The sequence below is a fragment of the Curtobacterium sp. MCLR17_058 genome (assembly GCF_003234705.2).
Taxonomy (GTDB): domain Bacteria; phylum Actinomycetota; class Actinomycetes; order Actinomycetales; family Microbacteriaceae; genus Curtobacterium; species Curtobacterium flaccumfaciens.
Window position 1 is genome coordinate 2,618,313 of sequence record NZ_CP126262.1, and the last position, 15,519, is coordinate 2,633,831.

General features: G+C 72.9%; 6 protein-coding genes. All 6 read right to left on the reverse strand.

Going from position 1 to position 15,519, the window contains the following annotated elements:
* Positions 1–46 precede the first annotated feature (46 nt).
* The 6 genes from DEJ11_RS12340 to DEJ11_RS12365 all read right to left on the reverse strand — a co-directional run bounded on the left by DEJ11_RS12340 (position 47) and on the right by DEJ11_RS12365 (position 15,298).
* Positions 47–1,534: a malate:quinone oxidoreductase gene (locus DEJ11_RS12340; RefSeq protein ID WP_111029411.1), complete on the reverse strand. Its 1,488-nt coding sequence runs from the start codon at positions 1,532–1,534 to the stop codon at positions 47–49.
* Between the two features lie 98 nt (positions 1,535–1,632).
* The gene (locus DEJ11_RS12345; protein WP_111103235.1) at positions 1,633–2,685 is read right to left on the reverse strand and encodes an aspartate-semialdehyde dehydrogenase; all 1,053 of its coding nucleotides are present in this window, start codon (positions 2,683–2,685) and stop codon (positions 1,633–1,635) included.
* 43 nt (positions 2,686–2,728) lie between these two features.
* Positions 2,729–3,994, reverse strand: coding sequence for an aspartate kinase (locus DEJ11_RS12350; protein WP_017888681.1), 1,266 nt, complete (start codon positions 3,992–3,994; stop codon positions 2,729–2,731).
* A 116-nt stretch (positions 3,995–4,110) separates the two neighbouring features.
* On the reverse strand, positions 4,111–4,710 hold the full coding sequence (recR, locus tag DEJ11_RS12355) for a recombination mediator RecR (protein ID WP_017888680.1): 600 nt from the start codon (positions 4,708–4,710) through the stop codon (positions 4,111–4,113).
* Positions 4,710–7,520 (reverse strand): DNA polymerase III subunit gamma and tau, encoded by a 2,811-nt coding sequence (locus DEJ11_RS12360; protein ID WP_111103234.1) that lies wholly within the window; start codon positions 7,518–7,520, stop codon positions 4,710–4,712. The genes recR and DEJ11_RS12360 overlap by 1 nt, the downstream gene beginning before the upstream one ends.
* A 164-nt stretch (positions 7,521–7,684) precedes the next feature.
* Entirely contained in the window at positions 7,685–15,298 is a 7,614-nt protein-coding gene (locus tag DEJ11_RS12365; protein WP_111103233.1) for a choice-of-anchor G family protein, read from the reverse strand.
* Between the last annotated feature and the right edge of the window lie 221 nt (positions 15,299–15,519).

Sequence of the window (15,519 nt, forward strand, 5' to 3'; positions counted from 1 at the left end):
ACACACGTTCGAACAGACCGCAAACCGGCGCGGACCACGACAGGCCTCAGTGGTGCAGGCCGAGCACCTTCGCGGTGCGCTCGAGCGTGGCGTCGGCCAGAGCCGGGTCGTCCCCGAGGTCCTGCCCGTAGGTCGGCACCATCGCGCGGACGTCGTCCTGCCAGCCGTCCCACCGGTCCGGGAAGCACCGGCGCAGCATCGTGAGCATGATCGGCACGGCGGTCGAGGCACCCGGCGACGCCCCGAGCAGGCCGGCGATCGAGCCGTCGGCGGCGGTGATGACCTCGGTGCCGAACTGCAGCACACCGCCCTTGTCCTTGTCGGGCTTGATCACCTGGACACGCTGCCCCGCGGTGATGCGGTGCCAGTTCTCGGGCTCGGCGCTCGGCATGAAGTCGCGGAGCGCCTCGAACTTGGTGTGCTTCGACGCGAGGAGCTGGCCGACCAGGTAGCGGACCAGGTCGAAGTTCGAGAACGCGACGCTCAGCATCGGTCGGAGGTTGTGCGGTCGGATCGAACGGAACAGGTCGAGGACCGAGCCCTGCTTCAGGAACTTCGGGCTGAACCCGGCGTACGGCCCGAACATCAGCGACGACCCACCGTCGACGATGCGGGTGTCGAGGTGCGGCACCGACATCGGCGGGGCACCGACACTGGCCTTGCCGTAGACCTTGGCGGAGTGCTTCTGCACCACCTCGGGGTCGTCGGTGCGCAGGAACTCGCCCGACACCGGGAAACCGCCGTAGCCGCGGATCTCCGGGATGCCGGACTTCTGCAGCAGGTGCAGGGCTCCGCCGCCGGCGCCGACGAAGACGAACTTCGCGGCGATGCGCTGCGTCGACCGGCCGATCTCGTTGCGCACGTTGAGCACCCAGCCCTCGGACACCTTCGAGCGGGTCAGGTTGGTGACCTGGTGCGATGGTTCGAACTCGACACCGTCGATCTCGAGCTGGTCGAAGAGCTGGCGGGTGAGCGACCCGAAGTCGACGTCCGAGCCGGCTGCCGAGTAGGTCGCCGCGATCGGCTGGTCCTTCTTGCGGCCGGGGATGAGCGCCGGTGCCCACTTCCGGATCTGCGCCGGGTCGTCCGAGAACTCGATGCCCGCGAAGAGCGGGTGGTCACGCATGGCCTCGTACCGGGCGCGCATGTACGCGACGTTGGCCTCGCCCCACACGAAGGAGATGTGCGGCGTGGGGTTGATGAAGTTCGTGGGTTCGGGCAGTACGCCGGTCTCGACCAGGTGCGCCCAGAACTGCCGCGAGACCTGGAACTGCTCGTTGACCGTGACGGCCTTCGCGATGTCGACGCGGCCGTCCGGCAGTTCCGGCGTGTAGTTCAGCTCGCACAGTGCCGAGTGCCCGGTACCGGCGTTGTTCCACGGGTTCGAGGACTCCTGCGCAACCGTGCCGAGCCGCTCGTACACGCGGATCTTCCAGCTGGGCTCGAGCTTGTGGATGATGGCCCCGAGCGTGGCACTCATGATGCCTCCGCCGATCAGGACGACGTCGATGGGGTCCACCTGCTGCTCTGCCACCCGTCGATCCTACCGGCGGCACCCGACAGACGGACAGGAGGCCCGTGGCGGTGTCGCCACGGGCCTCCTGTCCGTCTGCTGGTCGCGCCCGGGGCGCGCTACGCGTCGACGGAGCGGCGCGCGACGATCGTCTCGGCGATCTGCACCGCGTTGAGCGCGGCACCCTTCCGCAGGTTGTCGTTGCTGACGAACAGCACGAGGCCGCGGCCCTCGGGCGCGGACTGGTCCGCGCGGATGCGGCCGACGAACGCCGGGTCCTGGCCCGCGGCCTGCAGCGGGGTCGGGACGTCGGAGAGCTCCACTCCGGGTGCGCTCGACAGGATCTCGGTCGCACGCTCGGGCGAGAGCGGACGCTCGAACTCGGCGTGCACGGAGATGGAGTGCCCGGTGAACACGGGGACGCGCACGCAGGTGCCGGCGACGAGCAGGTCGGGCAGCTCGAGGATCTTCCGGCTCTCGTTCCGGAGCTTCTTCTCCTCGTCGGTCTCGCCCAGGCCGTCCTCGACGATGCTGCCGGCGAGCGGCACGACGTCGAAGGCGATCGGGCGGACGTACTTGACGGGCTCGGGGAACGTCACGGCGGACCCGTCGTGCGTCAGCGCAGCGGTGTCCTGCTCGAGCGCGGCCTTCGCCTGGCCCAGGAGTTCCTCGACCCCGGCGAGCCCGGAACCCGAGACCGCCTGGTAGGTCGTGGCGACGAGTCGGCGGAGCCCGGACTCGGTGTCGAGCACCTTGAGCACCGGCATGATCGCCATGGTCGTGCAGTTCGGGTTCGCGATGATCCCCTTCGGCGCCCGGTCGATGGCGTGCGGGTTCACCTCGCTCACGACGAGCGGGACGTCGGGGTCCATGCGCCAGGCGCTCGAGTTGTCGACGACGAGTGCCCCGGCGGCGGCGAACTTCGGCGCGAGGGCCCGCGAGGCGGTGGCCCCGGCGGAGAACAGCGCGATGTCGATGCCGGACGGGTCGGCGAGCTCGGAGTCCTCGACCACGATCTGCTCGCCCCGGAACGGCAGCGTCGTGCCTGCGGAACGGGCGCTCGCGAAGAAGCGGACCCGGTCGGCCGGGAACGCGCGCTCTTCGAGCAGGCGACGCATCACGGCGCCGACCTGGCCGGTGGCGCCGACGACGGCGACGGTGAGGGTGCTCATGCGGTGCTCCTGGTGGTTCAGCGGATCGACGGGTCGGCGGGCGTCAGCGGCCGGTGCCGGCGTAGACGACGGCCTCGGCGTCGGCGTCGAGGCCGAACGCGCTGTGCACGACGCGCATCGCCTCGTTCAGGGTGTCGGCGCGGGTGACGACCGAGATGCGGATCTCGGACGTGGAGATCATCTCGATGTTGATCGACGCGTCGTGCAGGGCGCGGAAGAGCTGCGCCGAGACGCCGGCGTTCGTGCGCATGCCGGCGCCGACCAGGGCGAGCTTGCCGATCTGGTCGTCGTACTGGATGCTCTCGTAGCCGATGTCGGCCTTCGCGACCTCGAGCGCCGTCAGCACGGTCTGGCCCTGGTCCTTCGGCAGGGTGAACGAGATGTCCGTCCGCCCGGTCGACGCCGCCGACACGTTCTGGACGATCATGTCGATGTTCGCCCCGGCGCGTGCCACGTTGGTGAAGATCTCGGCGGCCTTGCCCGGCTGGTCCGGGACCCCCACGACGGTGATCTTGCCCTCGGAGAGGTCTCCGGCGATCCCGGTGATGATCGGTTCTTCCACGGTTTCCCCCTCGGCAGGGTTGTAGACGATGGTGCCCTCGTTGTTGTTGAACGAGGACCGGACGTGCAGGGTGACGCCGTGCCGCCGGGCGTACTCGACGGCGCGGATGTACAGGACCTTGGCACCCGAGGCTGCGAGCTCGAGCATCTCCTCGCTGGTGACGCGGTCGACCTTGCGGGCCTTCGGCACGACGCGGGGGTCGGCGGTGAAGATGCCGTCGACGTCGGTGTAGATCTCGCAGACGTCGGCGTCGAGTGCTGCGGCGAGGGCGACGGCCGTGGTGTCCGAGCCGCCTCGGCCGAGTGTGGTGATCTCACCCGTGGTGCGGTTGAAGCCCTGGAACCCGGCGACGATCGCGACGTGGCCTGAGTCGAGCGCCTCGCGCACGCGCTTCGGAGTGACGTCGACGATGCGGGCCTTGCCGTGCTGGGCGTCGGTGAGCATGCCGGCCTGGCTGCCGGTGTAGGAGGACGCTTCGACCCCGAGGCTCTTGATCGCCATCGCGAGCAGCGCCATCGAGATGCGCTCCCCCGCGGTCAGGAGCATGTCGAGCTCACGGCCGGCGGGGATCGGCGTGACGGAGTGCGCCAGGTCGACGAGTTCGTCGGTGGTGTCGCCCATCGCCGACACCGCCACGACCACGTCGTTGCCGGCCTTCTTCGTCTCGACGATCCGCTTCGCCACGCGCTTGATGCTCTCGGCGTCCGCGACGGATGAACCACCGAACTTCTGCACGATCAAGGCCACTGGCTGGTACTCCCGGAGACGGCGACACCGCGAGGTCACGCGGTCTCACAATGGTAGTCGGTGTTTCGGGGATGTTGCGTGCGAGCGGGCCCCGACGCAAGGATCCTGCGTGGCGGTCAGCCGCCGACGACGCGGCGCCCTTCGAAGGCACGACCGAGCGTGACCTCGTCGGCGTACTCCAGGTCGCCGCCGACCGGCAGCCCCGACGCGAGCCGCGTGGTGCGGATGCCCATCGGGACGAGCAGCCGGCTGAGGTAGGTCGCCGTCGCCTCGCCCTCGAGGTTGGGGTCGGTCGCGATGATGACCTCGGCCACGGTGCCGTCGGCCAGGCGCGTCATGAGCTGCTGGATGCGCAGGTCGTCCGGACCGATGCCGTCGATCGGGCTGATCGCCCCGCCGAGCACGTGGTACAGCCCGCGGAACTCGCGGGTGCGCTCGATCGCCGCGACGTCCTTCGCCTCTTCCACGACGCAGATCGTGGCCGGCGAGCGGCGCGGGTCGCGGCAGATGCTGCACTGGACGTTCTCGGTGACGTTGCCGCAGATCTCGCAGAAGCGGACCCGCTCCTTGACGTCGGCGAGCAGCTCGGACAGTCGGCTCGGGTCGAACGACTCGGTCTGCAGGATGTGGAAGGCGATGCGCTGCGCCGACTTCGGGCCGATGCCGGGCAGGCGGCCGAACTCGTCGATGAGGTCCTGGACGATCCCGTCGTACATCAGGCACCGTCCTGGTGGAGAGCGGTCTCCTCGATGAACTGGGCGTTGAGGATCTCACGCACAACGGCCTCGCCGTACCGGCCGGCGACCGGGGCCCGGCGTGCGGGCGGTGCGGTGCGCGCGGGTGCGGCGGTCGGCTGGGCCGCACGCTGCGGTGCGGGCTGCTGCGCCGGGGCTGCCGGCGCGGCTGCCGGCCCGGCGGCTGCGGGCGCTGCGCCGCGTCCGATCCCCGGGTCGGGGAACGGGGCACCGTCGTCGTACGGTTCGTCGTCGAGTGGGTAGTCGTCGACCGGGACGCCCGGCACGACGGGACCGCCGGGAGGCACGGCTCCCGCTCCGGACGCCGGCTGCGGCCCCGGAGTGGTCGGCTGGTCGGGCTGCCCGGCCGTGGCAGCGCCCGGTCGCGCGGGTGCGGCCGACGGTGCCGACTCGGCCGGCTGGGGCGTGCTCGTCTCGGCGGGGGCGACCGGCGCGGACGCCGGCACGGTGCCGAAGGGTGCTGCCCAGCTGGGCTCGACGGACTCCGGGACGGCGTCGGCGGTGGGGTCGCTGGCGGGGATGGTCACGACCGCCCAGTCCGTCACCGGCGCACCGGAGGGAGCGGGGGCCGGTTCGGCCGGTGCCTGGTCGCGCTGCGGGGCGGACGCGGTCGGCGCTGCCTTCGGCTCGGGAGCTGCCTTCGGCGCCGCCGCGGACTTCGGCGCCGGGGCTGCCGACGCGGCCTTCGGCTCCGTGGCGGGGGCGGCCGTCGCCGTGGAGGCGGCAGCGGACGCCGGCGCCGGGGCTTCCGGTGCGGTGGGCTCCGGAGCCGGGGCTTCCGGTGCGGTGGGCTCCGGAGCCGGAGCCGGGGTCGCGGGGGCGGCGGGCGCCTGGGCAGCGGGCGCCGGACGCTGGGCCGGTGCGGCCTGCTGTGCCGGAGCCGACTGCTGCTGCTGGGGACGCTGCTGCTGTCCGGGCCCGCGGGCGACGAACTTCACCCGGAGCCCGAGGACGTCCACGATGGCGGCACGGAGCAGTTCGCTGACGCTCGCCGAGGGGTCGGACATCTCCTTGAACGAGGCGACGTCCTGCTGGCTCGGGAACGTCAGCGTCAGCACGTCGTCGCGGAGCGCGGTGACCTGCGCCGTGACGACCACCGACCACGCCGAACGCTTGGCGTGCTGCACGTGCTCGACGATCTGCGGCCAGGAGTCGCGCATCTGCTGGAAGCCGACGGCACCGACGGTCCGGACGGCGGGCTCGTCCCCGATCGTCGTGCCCTGACCGGTGGACGACGGGCTGACCGGCTCGGCCGCGGGCTTCGAGGGATCCGGCTTCGAGGGATCCGGCTTCGAGGGCTCGGACTTCGCGGGCTCGGCCGAGGTCTGTCCGGGCGCTCCAGGAGTGCTCGGAGCGACCGCTGCCCACGACGCTGCGGCGTCGCGAGCCACGGCTCCGGAGTCGGCCTGCGGCGCGGCGGGCTGCTCGACGGGACGCTCGGGCGTCGCACGAGCCGCTGCCGGAGCGGGCGTCGGGGCGAGGGAGGGAGCAGGCGCTGCGGGAGCCGCAGCTGCCGGCTGCTCACGACGCGGTGCAGCGGCGACGGCGGGAGCGGACTGCTCGCCGGCGCCGGCCTGGTGTCCACCGGCGTCGTGTCCACCGACGTCGCCCACCCCGACACGACGTTCCAGTCGCTCCACCCGGGCGAGGGCTCCGCGCTGGGTGTCGTCGGCCTCGGGCACGAGCATCCGGGCCGTCATGAGCTCGAGGTGCAACCGGGGCGAGGTCGCGCCGGTCATCTCGGTGAGGGCCCGGTTCGCGATGTCGGCGGAACGGGAGAGCCCGGTCGCGCCGAAGACCCCGGCCTGGCGGCTCATGGTGTCGAGTTCTTCCGGCGAGACCCCGCGCAGGACGGCGGCAGCGCTCTCGTTCGTCGCCGCGACGACGATCAGGTCGCGCAGGCGCTCAAGCAGGTCCTCGACGAAGCGGCGGGGGTCCTGTCCGGTCTGCACGACGCGGTCGATCGCGGCGAACGCGGACGCCGGGTCGGCGACGGCCAGGGCGTCGACGACGTCGTCGAGCAGGGCGGCGTCGGTGTAGCCGAGCAGGGCCACGGCACGCTCGTAGGCGATCGCACCGTCTTCGCTGCCGGCCATCAGCTGGTCGAGCAGCGACAGGGTGTCACGGACGGATCCACCGCCGGCACGCACCACCAGGGGCAGGACGCCGGGGGCCACCGACACGGACTCCTGCGTGCAGAGCTGCTCGATGTACTCGAGCATCACCGCGGGCGGGACGAGCCGGAACGGGTAGTGGTGGGTGCGCGACCGGATGGTGCCGATGACCTTCTCGGGCTCGGTCGTCGCGAAGATGAACTTGACGTGCTCCGGCGGTTCCTCGACCAGCTTGAGCAGCGCGTTGAAGCCCTGCGGCGTCACCATGTGCGCTTCGTCGAGGATGAAGATCTTGTAGCGGTCGCGAGCCGGCGCGAACACGGCACGGTCGCGCAGGTCACGCGCGTCGTCGACACCGTTGTGGCTCGCGGCGTCGATCTCGATGACGTCGAGCGAACCGCTGCCGTCGCGGGCGAGTTCCACGCAGCTCGGGCAGACGCCGCACGGGGTGTCGGTCGGGCCCTCGGCGCAGTTCAGGCAGCGCGCCAGGATGCGGGCCGATGTCGTCTTGCCGCAGCCACGGGGCCCGCTGAACAGGTAGGCGTGGTTGACGCGGTTCGTGCGGAGCGCCGTGCGGAGCGGGTCGGTGACCTGCGACTGCCCGATCAGCTCGGCGAAGTTCTCGGGCCGGTAACGGCGATACAGGGCGGTGACCACGCGACAAGGGTAGCCGTCACGACCGACAACCCGCGTGCCCGTCCACAGGTCGTCCTGCCGGGCCGGACCACCCGTCGGCGGTGGGCCGAGCGCCCGGACGGCACCGCGCCTCCCGTCCGTCTGGTCGACGGGCGGGAGGCGCGGTGTGTGACGCTGGTGCGGACTCAGCCGCGGGTGCGGCGACGGAGCCTGCCGGCGAGGCGGGAGAGCCCCAGCAGCAGGAACCCGAGGGCCACCAGGCCCGCCGCGGTGCCGGCGATCGGGACGACGTCCGCGCCGGTCCAGGCGAGGTCACCGGTGCCGTTGCCGGAGCCACCGATCCCGGCGCCGGAGCCGTTCCCGGGGGCACCGCCGATGCCGATGCCGGTCCCGGTGCCGGAGCCGCCACCGGTCCCGGGCGTCCCGGGCAGACCGGGTGCACCCGGCGTTCCGGGGGCCCCGGGCGTCCCAGGCGTTCCGGGCGTCCCCGGGGTGCCGGGCGTGCCCGGCTCCTCCGGGTCGACGGCGTCGTCCATCACCATGACGCGGAGCATCTGCGCCTGCGAGGTGAACCCGCCGACCGACTGGGTGACGCGCAGCATGTGCCCGCCGACCGGCAGCGCCACCATGACCCACCACTCGCCGTCCTCGTCGGCCGTCGTGGCGACCGCATCACGGCCCATCGGCTGCACGGTGACGGTCGCGCCGGGCTCGGCGGTGCCCGTGACCATCAGGTCGTGGTCACCGTCCTCGTCGGCCATGTACTGCGAACCCGGTGTCGGCGAGGTGACCGCGAGCGGCTCCAGGGTGTCGACCACGATCGGCACCTGGGGCGCCGCGGAGGTCGTGCCGTTCACCGACTGCGTGGCGCTGATCGTCCACTCCCCCTCGGGGACGCGCTCGAACACGACGCTCCACGCCCCCTCGTCGTCGGCGGTGGTGGTGCGGACCTGCCCGGTGGACAGGGTCACCGTCACCGCGGCGCCGGGGGTGGCCTGACCGGTCACCGTGAACGAGCCGGTGTCACCGAAGCCGTCCGCCTGGATGAGCTGCCCGGCGTCGGGGCTCGTGATGACGATGCCCGTCTCCTGCGCAGCCACGACCGTGACGTCGGCGGTCACCGGGTCGGAGGTCCGACCGCCGACCGTCTGCGTCACCGACACCGTGTGGTCCCCGAGGGGGACGCCACCGATCGTGACCGTCCACGAACCGTCGTCGCCGGCGGTCGTCGTGGCGGTCCGGCCGTCGACGTCGACCTTGACGGTCGCACCGGGCTCGGCGGTGCCGCTCACCGGGACCGACGTCGTCGACCCCGTGGTCGGGAACGCCTGACCGTCGGTCGGGCTCGAGATGACGACCGGCGTCGCGGCCGTCACGGTGAAGCCGACCTGCGGAGCGTCGGTGGTGGCACCGTCGACCGTCTGGCTGGCGGCGACCGTGTGGGATCCCTCGGCGACGTCCCGCACCGTCACGGACCACGTACCGTCGTCGTCCGCGGTCGTGGCGACCGCGGTGCCGTCGTCGATGCGGACCGAGACAGCGGCGTTCGGTGCGGAGGTACCGGTCACCCGCACGTCGGTCGAACCGCCGAGCACCCGGTAGTCGGTGCCGTCGGCCGGGCTGGTCACGACGATCGCGTCCGCGGCGGCGACCACGACGGTCACGTCGCGCTCGATCGCATCGGACGTCGTGCCGTTCACGACCTGGGTGACGACGAGCGTGTGGTCCCCCGCCGGCACGTCGGCCAGCGTGGTCTCCCACCGTCCGTCGGTGCCGACACGGACCACGACCGGGTCGGCGTCGTCGAGGACGACGCGGACCGACGCGCCGGGCTGGCCCTCGCCGCCGACCGGGACGGTCGCGGTGGGGTCGGTGCTCGGCACGGTGAACGTGGTGTCGTCGGCCGGTGCGGTGACCGTCAGCGCGGCACCGGGTGCCACGGTGAAGGTGCTGCGCACCGCCGCGGACGTCGAGCCGTCGACCGTCTGGGTCGCCCGGATCGTGTGCTCGCCGACGGTGGTGTCCGGCAGGTCGACGCTCCAGGTACCGGCGTCGGTCGCGGTCACGGTCCGGGCGTCGCCGCCGTCGATCGTGACACGGACCTCGGCACCGGGCTCGGCAGCCCCCGCGGCGGTGAGGGTCGCGACGGAGTCACGCTGGGCGACCCGGATCGTGGTGCCGTCCGCCGGGGTGGCGATCGTGATCGGGTCGGCGACGAGGACGCGGACGTCCACCGTCACCGGCGCGGACTCGGTGCCGTCGATGCGCTGCGTGACGCTCACGGTCGTCGTGCCGGCCGGCACACCGGGGACCGAGACGCTCCACGCGCCGTCGTCGTCCGCGGTGGTCGACTCGGTGCGACCGTCGCCCAGGTCGACCACGATGGTCGCGCCCGGCTCGGCGGTGCCGGCGACGTCGACCGTCGTCGTGCCGTCCCCGTCGGCGACCGTGTACTCCTGGTCGGCCGTCGGCTCGGTGATGACGACGGGCGCGCCCGCCTCGATCTCGAAGGTCGTCTCGACCGGCGTGGTCGAGGTCGAGCCGTCCACGGTCTGCGTCACCTCGACGGTGTGCTCGCCGACACCGAGGTCCGGCACGTCGACGCTCCACGAGCCGTCGTCACCGGCGGTGACCTCGACGGGGTCGCGGTCGTCGACGGTGACCGTCACCGTGGCGCCGGGCTGGGCGTCACCGGCGACCGTCACGGTCGTCGTCGCGTCGCCGTCGGCCACCGTGATCGGGTCGTCGCCGGGCTCACGGATGGTGAGGTCCGCGGCGGCGACCACGGACACCGGTCGTTCGACCGCCGCGCTCGTGGTGCCGTTCAGGGCCTGCGTGACCGAGGCCGTGAACGAACCGGTCGGCACGTCCTCGACCGTGGTCGCCCAGCGGCCGTCCTCGTCCACGGTCGCCGTGGCGGTCCCGCCGTCGCCGAGGTCGACCGTGACGGTCGCGCCCGGCTCACCGGTGCCCGCGAAGTCGACCCCGGTGGTGGCGTCGTCGTCCGCCACCGTGACGGTGGTGGCACCGCGCGGGGTGGACACGACGAGCGGGGCTCCGGCACGGACCGACACCGCCGCAGTCACCGGCGTCGAGGTCTGCCCGCCGACGACCTGCGTCGCGGTGACGCGGTGGTCACCGACCGGGACGTCCTGGAAGGTGGTCTCCCACCGGCCGTCCTCGTCCGCGGTCACCGTCTCGGTCTCGCCGGTCGAGATCCGGACCGTCACCTCGGCGTCGGGCTGCGCCCGACCGGTCACCTCGACGTCGGCGGTGCCGGACGTGTCGGCGACCGTCAGGACGTCGCCGTCCTCCGGGGTCACGATGGCGAGCGCGGTCCCGGCCCGCACCGTGACGGTCTGGTCCGGACTGGAGGCGGTGGTCCCGCCGACCGTCTGGCTGGCGGTGAGCGTCGGTGTGCCGACACCGACCCCACCGAACGTGACCGTCCAGTCGCCGTCCACGTCCGCGGTGGTGGTCGCCTCGTCGTCGCCGAGTCGCACCGTCACCGGCGCGCCCGGCTCCGCCGAACCCGTGACGACGACGTCGCGCGTCGCATCGGCGTCCGGCACGAGGAGGACCACGTCGGTCCCCGGCGCGGTGATCGTGACGGCGTCGGCGGCCTCGATCGTCACCGTGCGCTCGACCGGGTCGGAGGTGCGCGGGTCGGAGACGGTGCCGGGCAGGGTCTGGGTGACCGCGACCTGGTGCTCGTCGACGCCGAGGTCGGGGAACGTGACCGACCACGTGCCGTCGGCACCGACCGTCGTCTCCTGGTCCTCGGAGCCGGCGAGGGTCGCCGTGACGGCGGCACCGGGCTGGCCGGTGCCGGTGACCGTGACGTCGCGCACGACGTCCGGTCCGGCGACCGTGATCGGGTCCGTGGCCGGACCGGTGATCGTCAGCGCGTTGGCCGTGACGACCTCGAAGGCGATCGGCACGGCGCTCGTCACGACGTCCTCGACCTCCTGGCTGGCGGACGCCGTGTACACGCCGGTCGGGGCGAGACCGGTGGCGTCGACCGCCCAGCGTCCGTCGTCGTCCGCCGTGGTGGTGAACCGGGTGCCGGGGCCGACCGAGACGGTCACCGCGGCGCCGGGCTCGGCCGTGCCGGTGATCCGTACGGTCGCGGTGGCGTCGGCGTCGACCACGACGAAGCGTGCGCCGCTCGCCGGGGTGTCGATGACGATGGCGTTGCCGGGGACCACGGTGAAGTCACGCGTGACCACCGGGCCGTCGGTGCCGTTCACGGTCTGCACGGCCTCGACGGTGTGCTCACCGATGCCGAGCTGCGTGGTCGGGAGCTCCCAGTTGCCGGCCGTGTCCGTGACGACCTCGACGGGGTCGCCCTCGTCGATCGTGACGGCGACGGTCGCGCCGGGCTCCGCGGTGCCGCGGACGACCACGTTGGCCTGCCCACCGGTGCCGGCGGGCACCTGCTGGGCGTCACCCGGTGCCACGATGACGAGCTCGTCGCCGGCCTCGACCGCGAAGTCACGGTCGACCGGTGCCGAGGTCGCACCGTCGACGGTCTGCGTGACCGTCGCGGTGTGGTCGCCGGTGCCGACGTCGGTGAGGACCACCGACCAGGCCCCCTGCGGGTTCGCGGTGGTGGACACCGCGTCGCCGTCGTCCAGGACGACCTCGATGCGGGCGCCGGGCTGCGCGGTGCCCCGCACGGTGACGTCGACGACGGAGTCGTCGGTCGCGACCGTGACGGTGGCGTCCTGCGCCGGAGCGGTGACGGCGAGCGGGGCGCCCGCCTGCACCGTGACGACCTGGCGGACGGCCGGCGAGGTGGTCCCGCCGACGGTCTGCGTCGCCGAGATCGTGTACCGACCGACCGGGACGTCGGTGACGGTCAGCGTCCAGGTGCCGTCGTCGTCGGCCGTCGTGGTGGCGGTCAGTCCGTCGCCGAGCGAGACCCGCACCTCGGCGCCGGCCTCGGCCGTGCCGGCCAGGTCGAGGTCGGTGGTGGTGTCGGCGTCGAGGACCGTGACCACGTCGCCGTCCGCGGGCGCGGTGATCGCGAGCGGGTCGCCCGCCTCGACGGTGAAGGTGGTCTCCACCGGGCCGGACGTGGTGCCGTCGACGCTCTGACGCGCCGTGACGGTGCGCTCCCCGACCGGGACGTCGGCGAAGGTCGTCGTCCAGGCACCGTCCTCGTCGGCGGTGACCGCGGCGGCGAAGGAACCACCGATGCCGACGGTGACCCGGGCGTTCGGAGCGGCCGAGCCGGACACCGTCACCGGGGTGGTCGAGCTGTCGTCGGCGACGGTGATGGTGCTGCCGTCGGCCGGCTCGTCGATGGTGAGCGCGGGGGCCGCCGTCACGGTGAAGTCCCGGGTGACCGCGGCGCTCGTGGTGACGCCGACGGTCTGGGTGACCTCGGCCGAGTACTCCCCGGCCGGGACGTCCGTGACGCTCGTCGACCAGGTGCCGTCGGCGTTCGCGCGGGTAGTGGCGGTGAGGCCGTCACCGAGGTCGACGTCGACGCGGGCACCGGCCTGTGCGCTGCCGGAGAACGGGACGGACCGGGTGTCGCCGGCGAGCGGGAAGTCCTGGTCCGCCGTGGGGGTGTCGACGGTCAGGCCGGCTGCGGCCACGACCCGGAAGGACCGGGTCACGGGTGCCGAGGTCGTGTCGCCGACGGTCTGCGTGACGCTCGCCGTCTGCTCGCCGACCGGGACCTCGGGAACGGTGATGCTCCAGGCGCCGGCGTCGTCCGCCGTGCCCGTCGCGGTCACGCCGCCGCCGAGGTCGACGTTGATGCGCGCATTCGCCGTCGCGGTGCCCGTCAGGGTGACCGGGGCGGTCTCCCCCGTGGTGGTGAAGGTCTGACCGGCCGTGGGGGTGGTGATCGTCAGGGCGCGCTGGGCGACGACGGAGAACTCTCGCGTCGCGGTGCCTGCTGCGGTGCCGCCGACCGTCTGGGTCGCGGTCGCGGTGTACGCACCGGTGGGGACGTCGGCGATGGTCGTCGTCCAGGTCCCGTCGGCAGCGACGGTCGCGGTGCCGGTCAGGTCCCCGCCGAGGCTGACGGCCACGGCGGCACCGGGCTCGCCGGCCCCGCTCACGACGACGCTGCGGGTCGAGGTCGCCGACGGCACGGTGAACTGCTGTCCGGCCGTGGGCGCCGTGATGGTCGGAGCCGCGAACGCCGTGGCGCGCACGGTCGAGGTGGCGAGGTCCACGGTGGCGACGTTCGCCCCGGGGAGCACGGAGAGCCGCAGGGCGTGCACGCTCCGCGATCCGGTGTCGTACCCGCGGGGGTCGCGGAAGCCGGTGGTGTCCTGCGCGTTCACGGTGAGGTCGACGACCTGACGGAGCAGCAGCACGACGGGGCTCAGCAGGGTGGAGACGGCCGAGGTCGTGGCCGTGAGCGTCGTGCCGAGGTCCGTCAGGGCCGTGCCCGTCACCAGGGGACGCACGATGGTCTGCAGTGCCGGGATGACGACGGTGTTGACCGCCGGGGCGAGCAGGGTGCCGAGCACGTTCAGCCCCAGGGGGCCACCGGTCGCCGTCACCGTGGCGGTGGCCGGAGACGTGCCGGCGAGGGCGCCGAGCGTGGTGTCCGCGCGGAGGGCCAGTGCGGTGAGCGGGATGCCCGCGAGGTTGACGTTCGCGGTGACGTTCACCCGCACTGCGGTCGAGTTGATCGTGTTGACGACCGCCGTCTGCAGTGTGGTCGGCAGCTGGGTGCCGAGGATCGTCGTGATGCTCCGGTTGATCGAGCTCACCGCCGCCTCGGTCAGCACCGACGTGTTCGCCGGCTGGCCGTTCAGCGTGGTCAGCTGGTCGAGGTCGACCGTGATCGCGCCCGTCGCCGGTGTGATCGTCACGGCGCCGTCGGTCAGGGGTTCCTGCAGGACCCGGGTCAGGGTGTCGTCGAGGTTCAGGTCCACGGCCGCGGTGACGTTCGTGCCGTTGACGTTCACCAGGCCGAGGCTCGTGCCACGGAGCAGCCGCTGGATGTCGGCAGTCAGGGCGGTCGTGGTGCCGGAGAGGGCCCCGTCCGCGCCGACCGCGGAGTTGACCGTGCCCGAGAAGGTGCGCAGGTCGTTCCGGAGCGCGGTGCTGAGTCCGGCGACCGCCGGGCTCGTCAGGTCCAGCTCCGCACCGGCGATGCGGTAGTCGGTCGTCGTCTCGACCGCGGTGCCGCGCGTCGCCTGGATCCGGGAGGCCAGGGCACCGATCTCCAGCTGCGCGTCCGACAGCACCGTGGTGTCGGCGCCGACGCGCGAGAACAGCGGGTTGAGGTCGACCGTCGCGGCGCCGGTGCCCGACCCCGTGCCGACCCCGATGCCGCCGTCGTTCGTCAGGAGCCCCGACGACGCCGTCGCGCCCGTGGCCGAGGTCGTGGCGTACTGGCCGTCGACGCCGAGGGTCAGGATGCCGTTCGGGCCGAGCAAGTTGATGTCGTTGCCGAGGTCCACCCCGATGGCGTTGAGCGCCGTGAGGTTGAGCGGCTGGTTCGTGGTGCCGCCGCCCGAGGTCGCACCCCGCGCGGAGTACGCGCCGCCGAGCTGGGCGACCGCGTCGGCGTCGACGATGCCGGAGCCGCTGAGCAGCAGCCCCTCGGCCTCGGCGACGTCGTTCTGGGCGGCCGCAGCGGGTTGGATCGCCACGGTGGCGGCGATGAGCGCCGTCACCGTGGCGACGACGCCGCCGCGCAGGAGGAACCGCCGACCGTCCGTCGCTCGTCCTCGAGCTCGGCCGTCGGCGCGGGTGATCCGTCGTGTCCGTTCGTCCGCTGCGGAGGGTACGGGGGTACCGGGCAGCGACGCGTGCCTGCGCATGCGTGTCTCTTTTCCTGGCGGGCGCGCCCGCCACCTGATCCTCGGAATCCACCGCTGGTGAGGCGGCGGAGGCTCCTCCGCTGGTGAGGCGGTGGAGTGTCGGAACCCTGGTTGGGGATTCCTGAGGCAGATCTTTACACATGATCAGGAAGCTGTCCGCAAGCATCGACGAAAAAGGACGCGAGACCTCCCGAACGGGGGGCGGACACCGGGGAGCCGAC

Excerpts from the sequence above, each read along its gene's own strand:
- DEJ11_RS12365 (WP_111103233.1), bottom strand. The coding sequence starts at position 15,298 with ATGCGCAGGCACGCGTCGCTGCCCGGTACCCCCGTACCCTCCGCAGCG.
- recR (WP_017888680.1), bottom strand. The coding sequence starts at position 4,710 with ATGTACGACGGGATCGTCCAGGACCTCATCGACGAGTTCGGCCGCCTG.
- DEJ11_RS12345 (WP_111103235.1), bottom strand. The coding sequence starts at position 2,685 with ATGAGCACCCTCACCGTCGCCGTCGTCGGCGCCACCGGCCAGGTCGGC.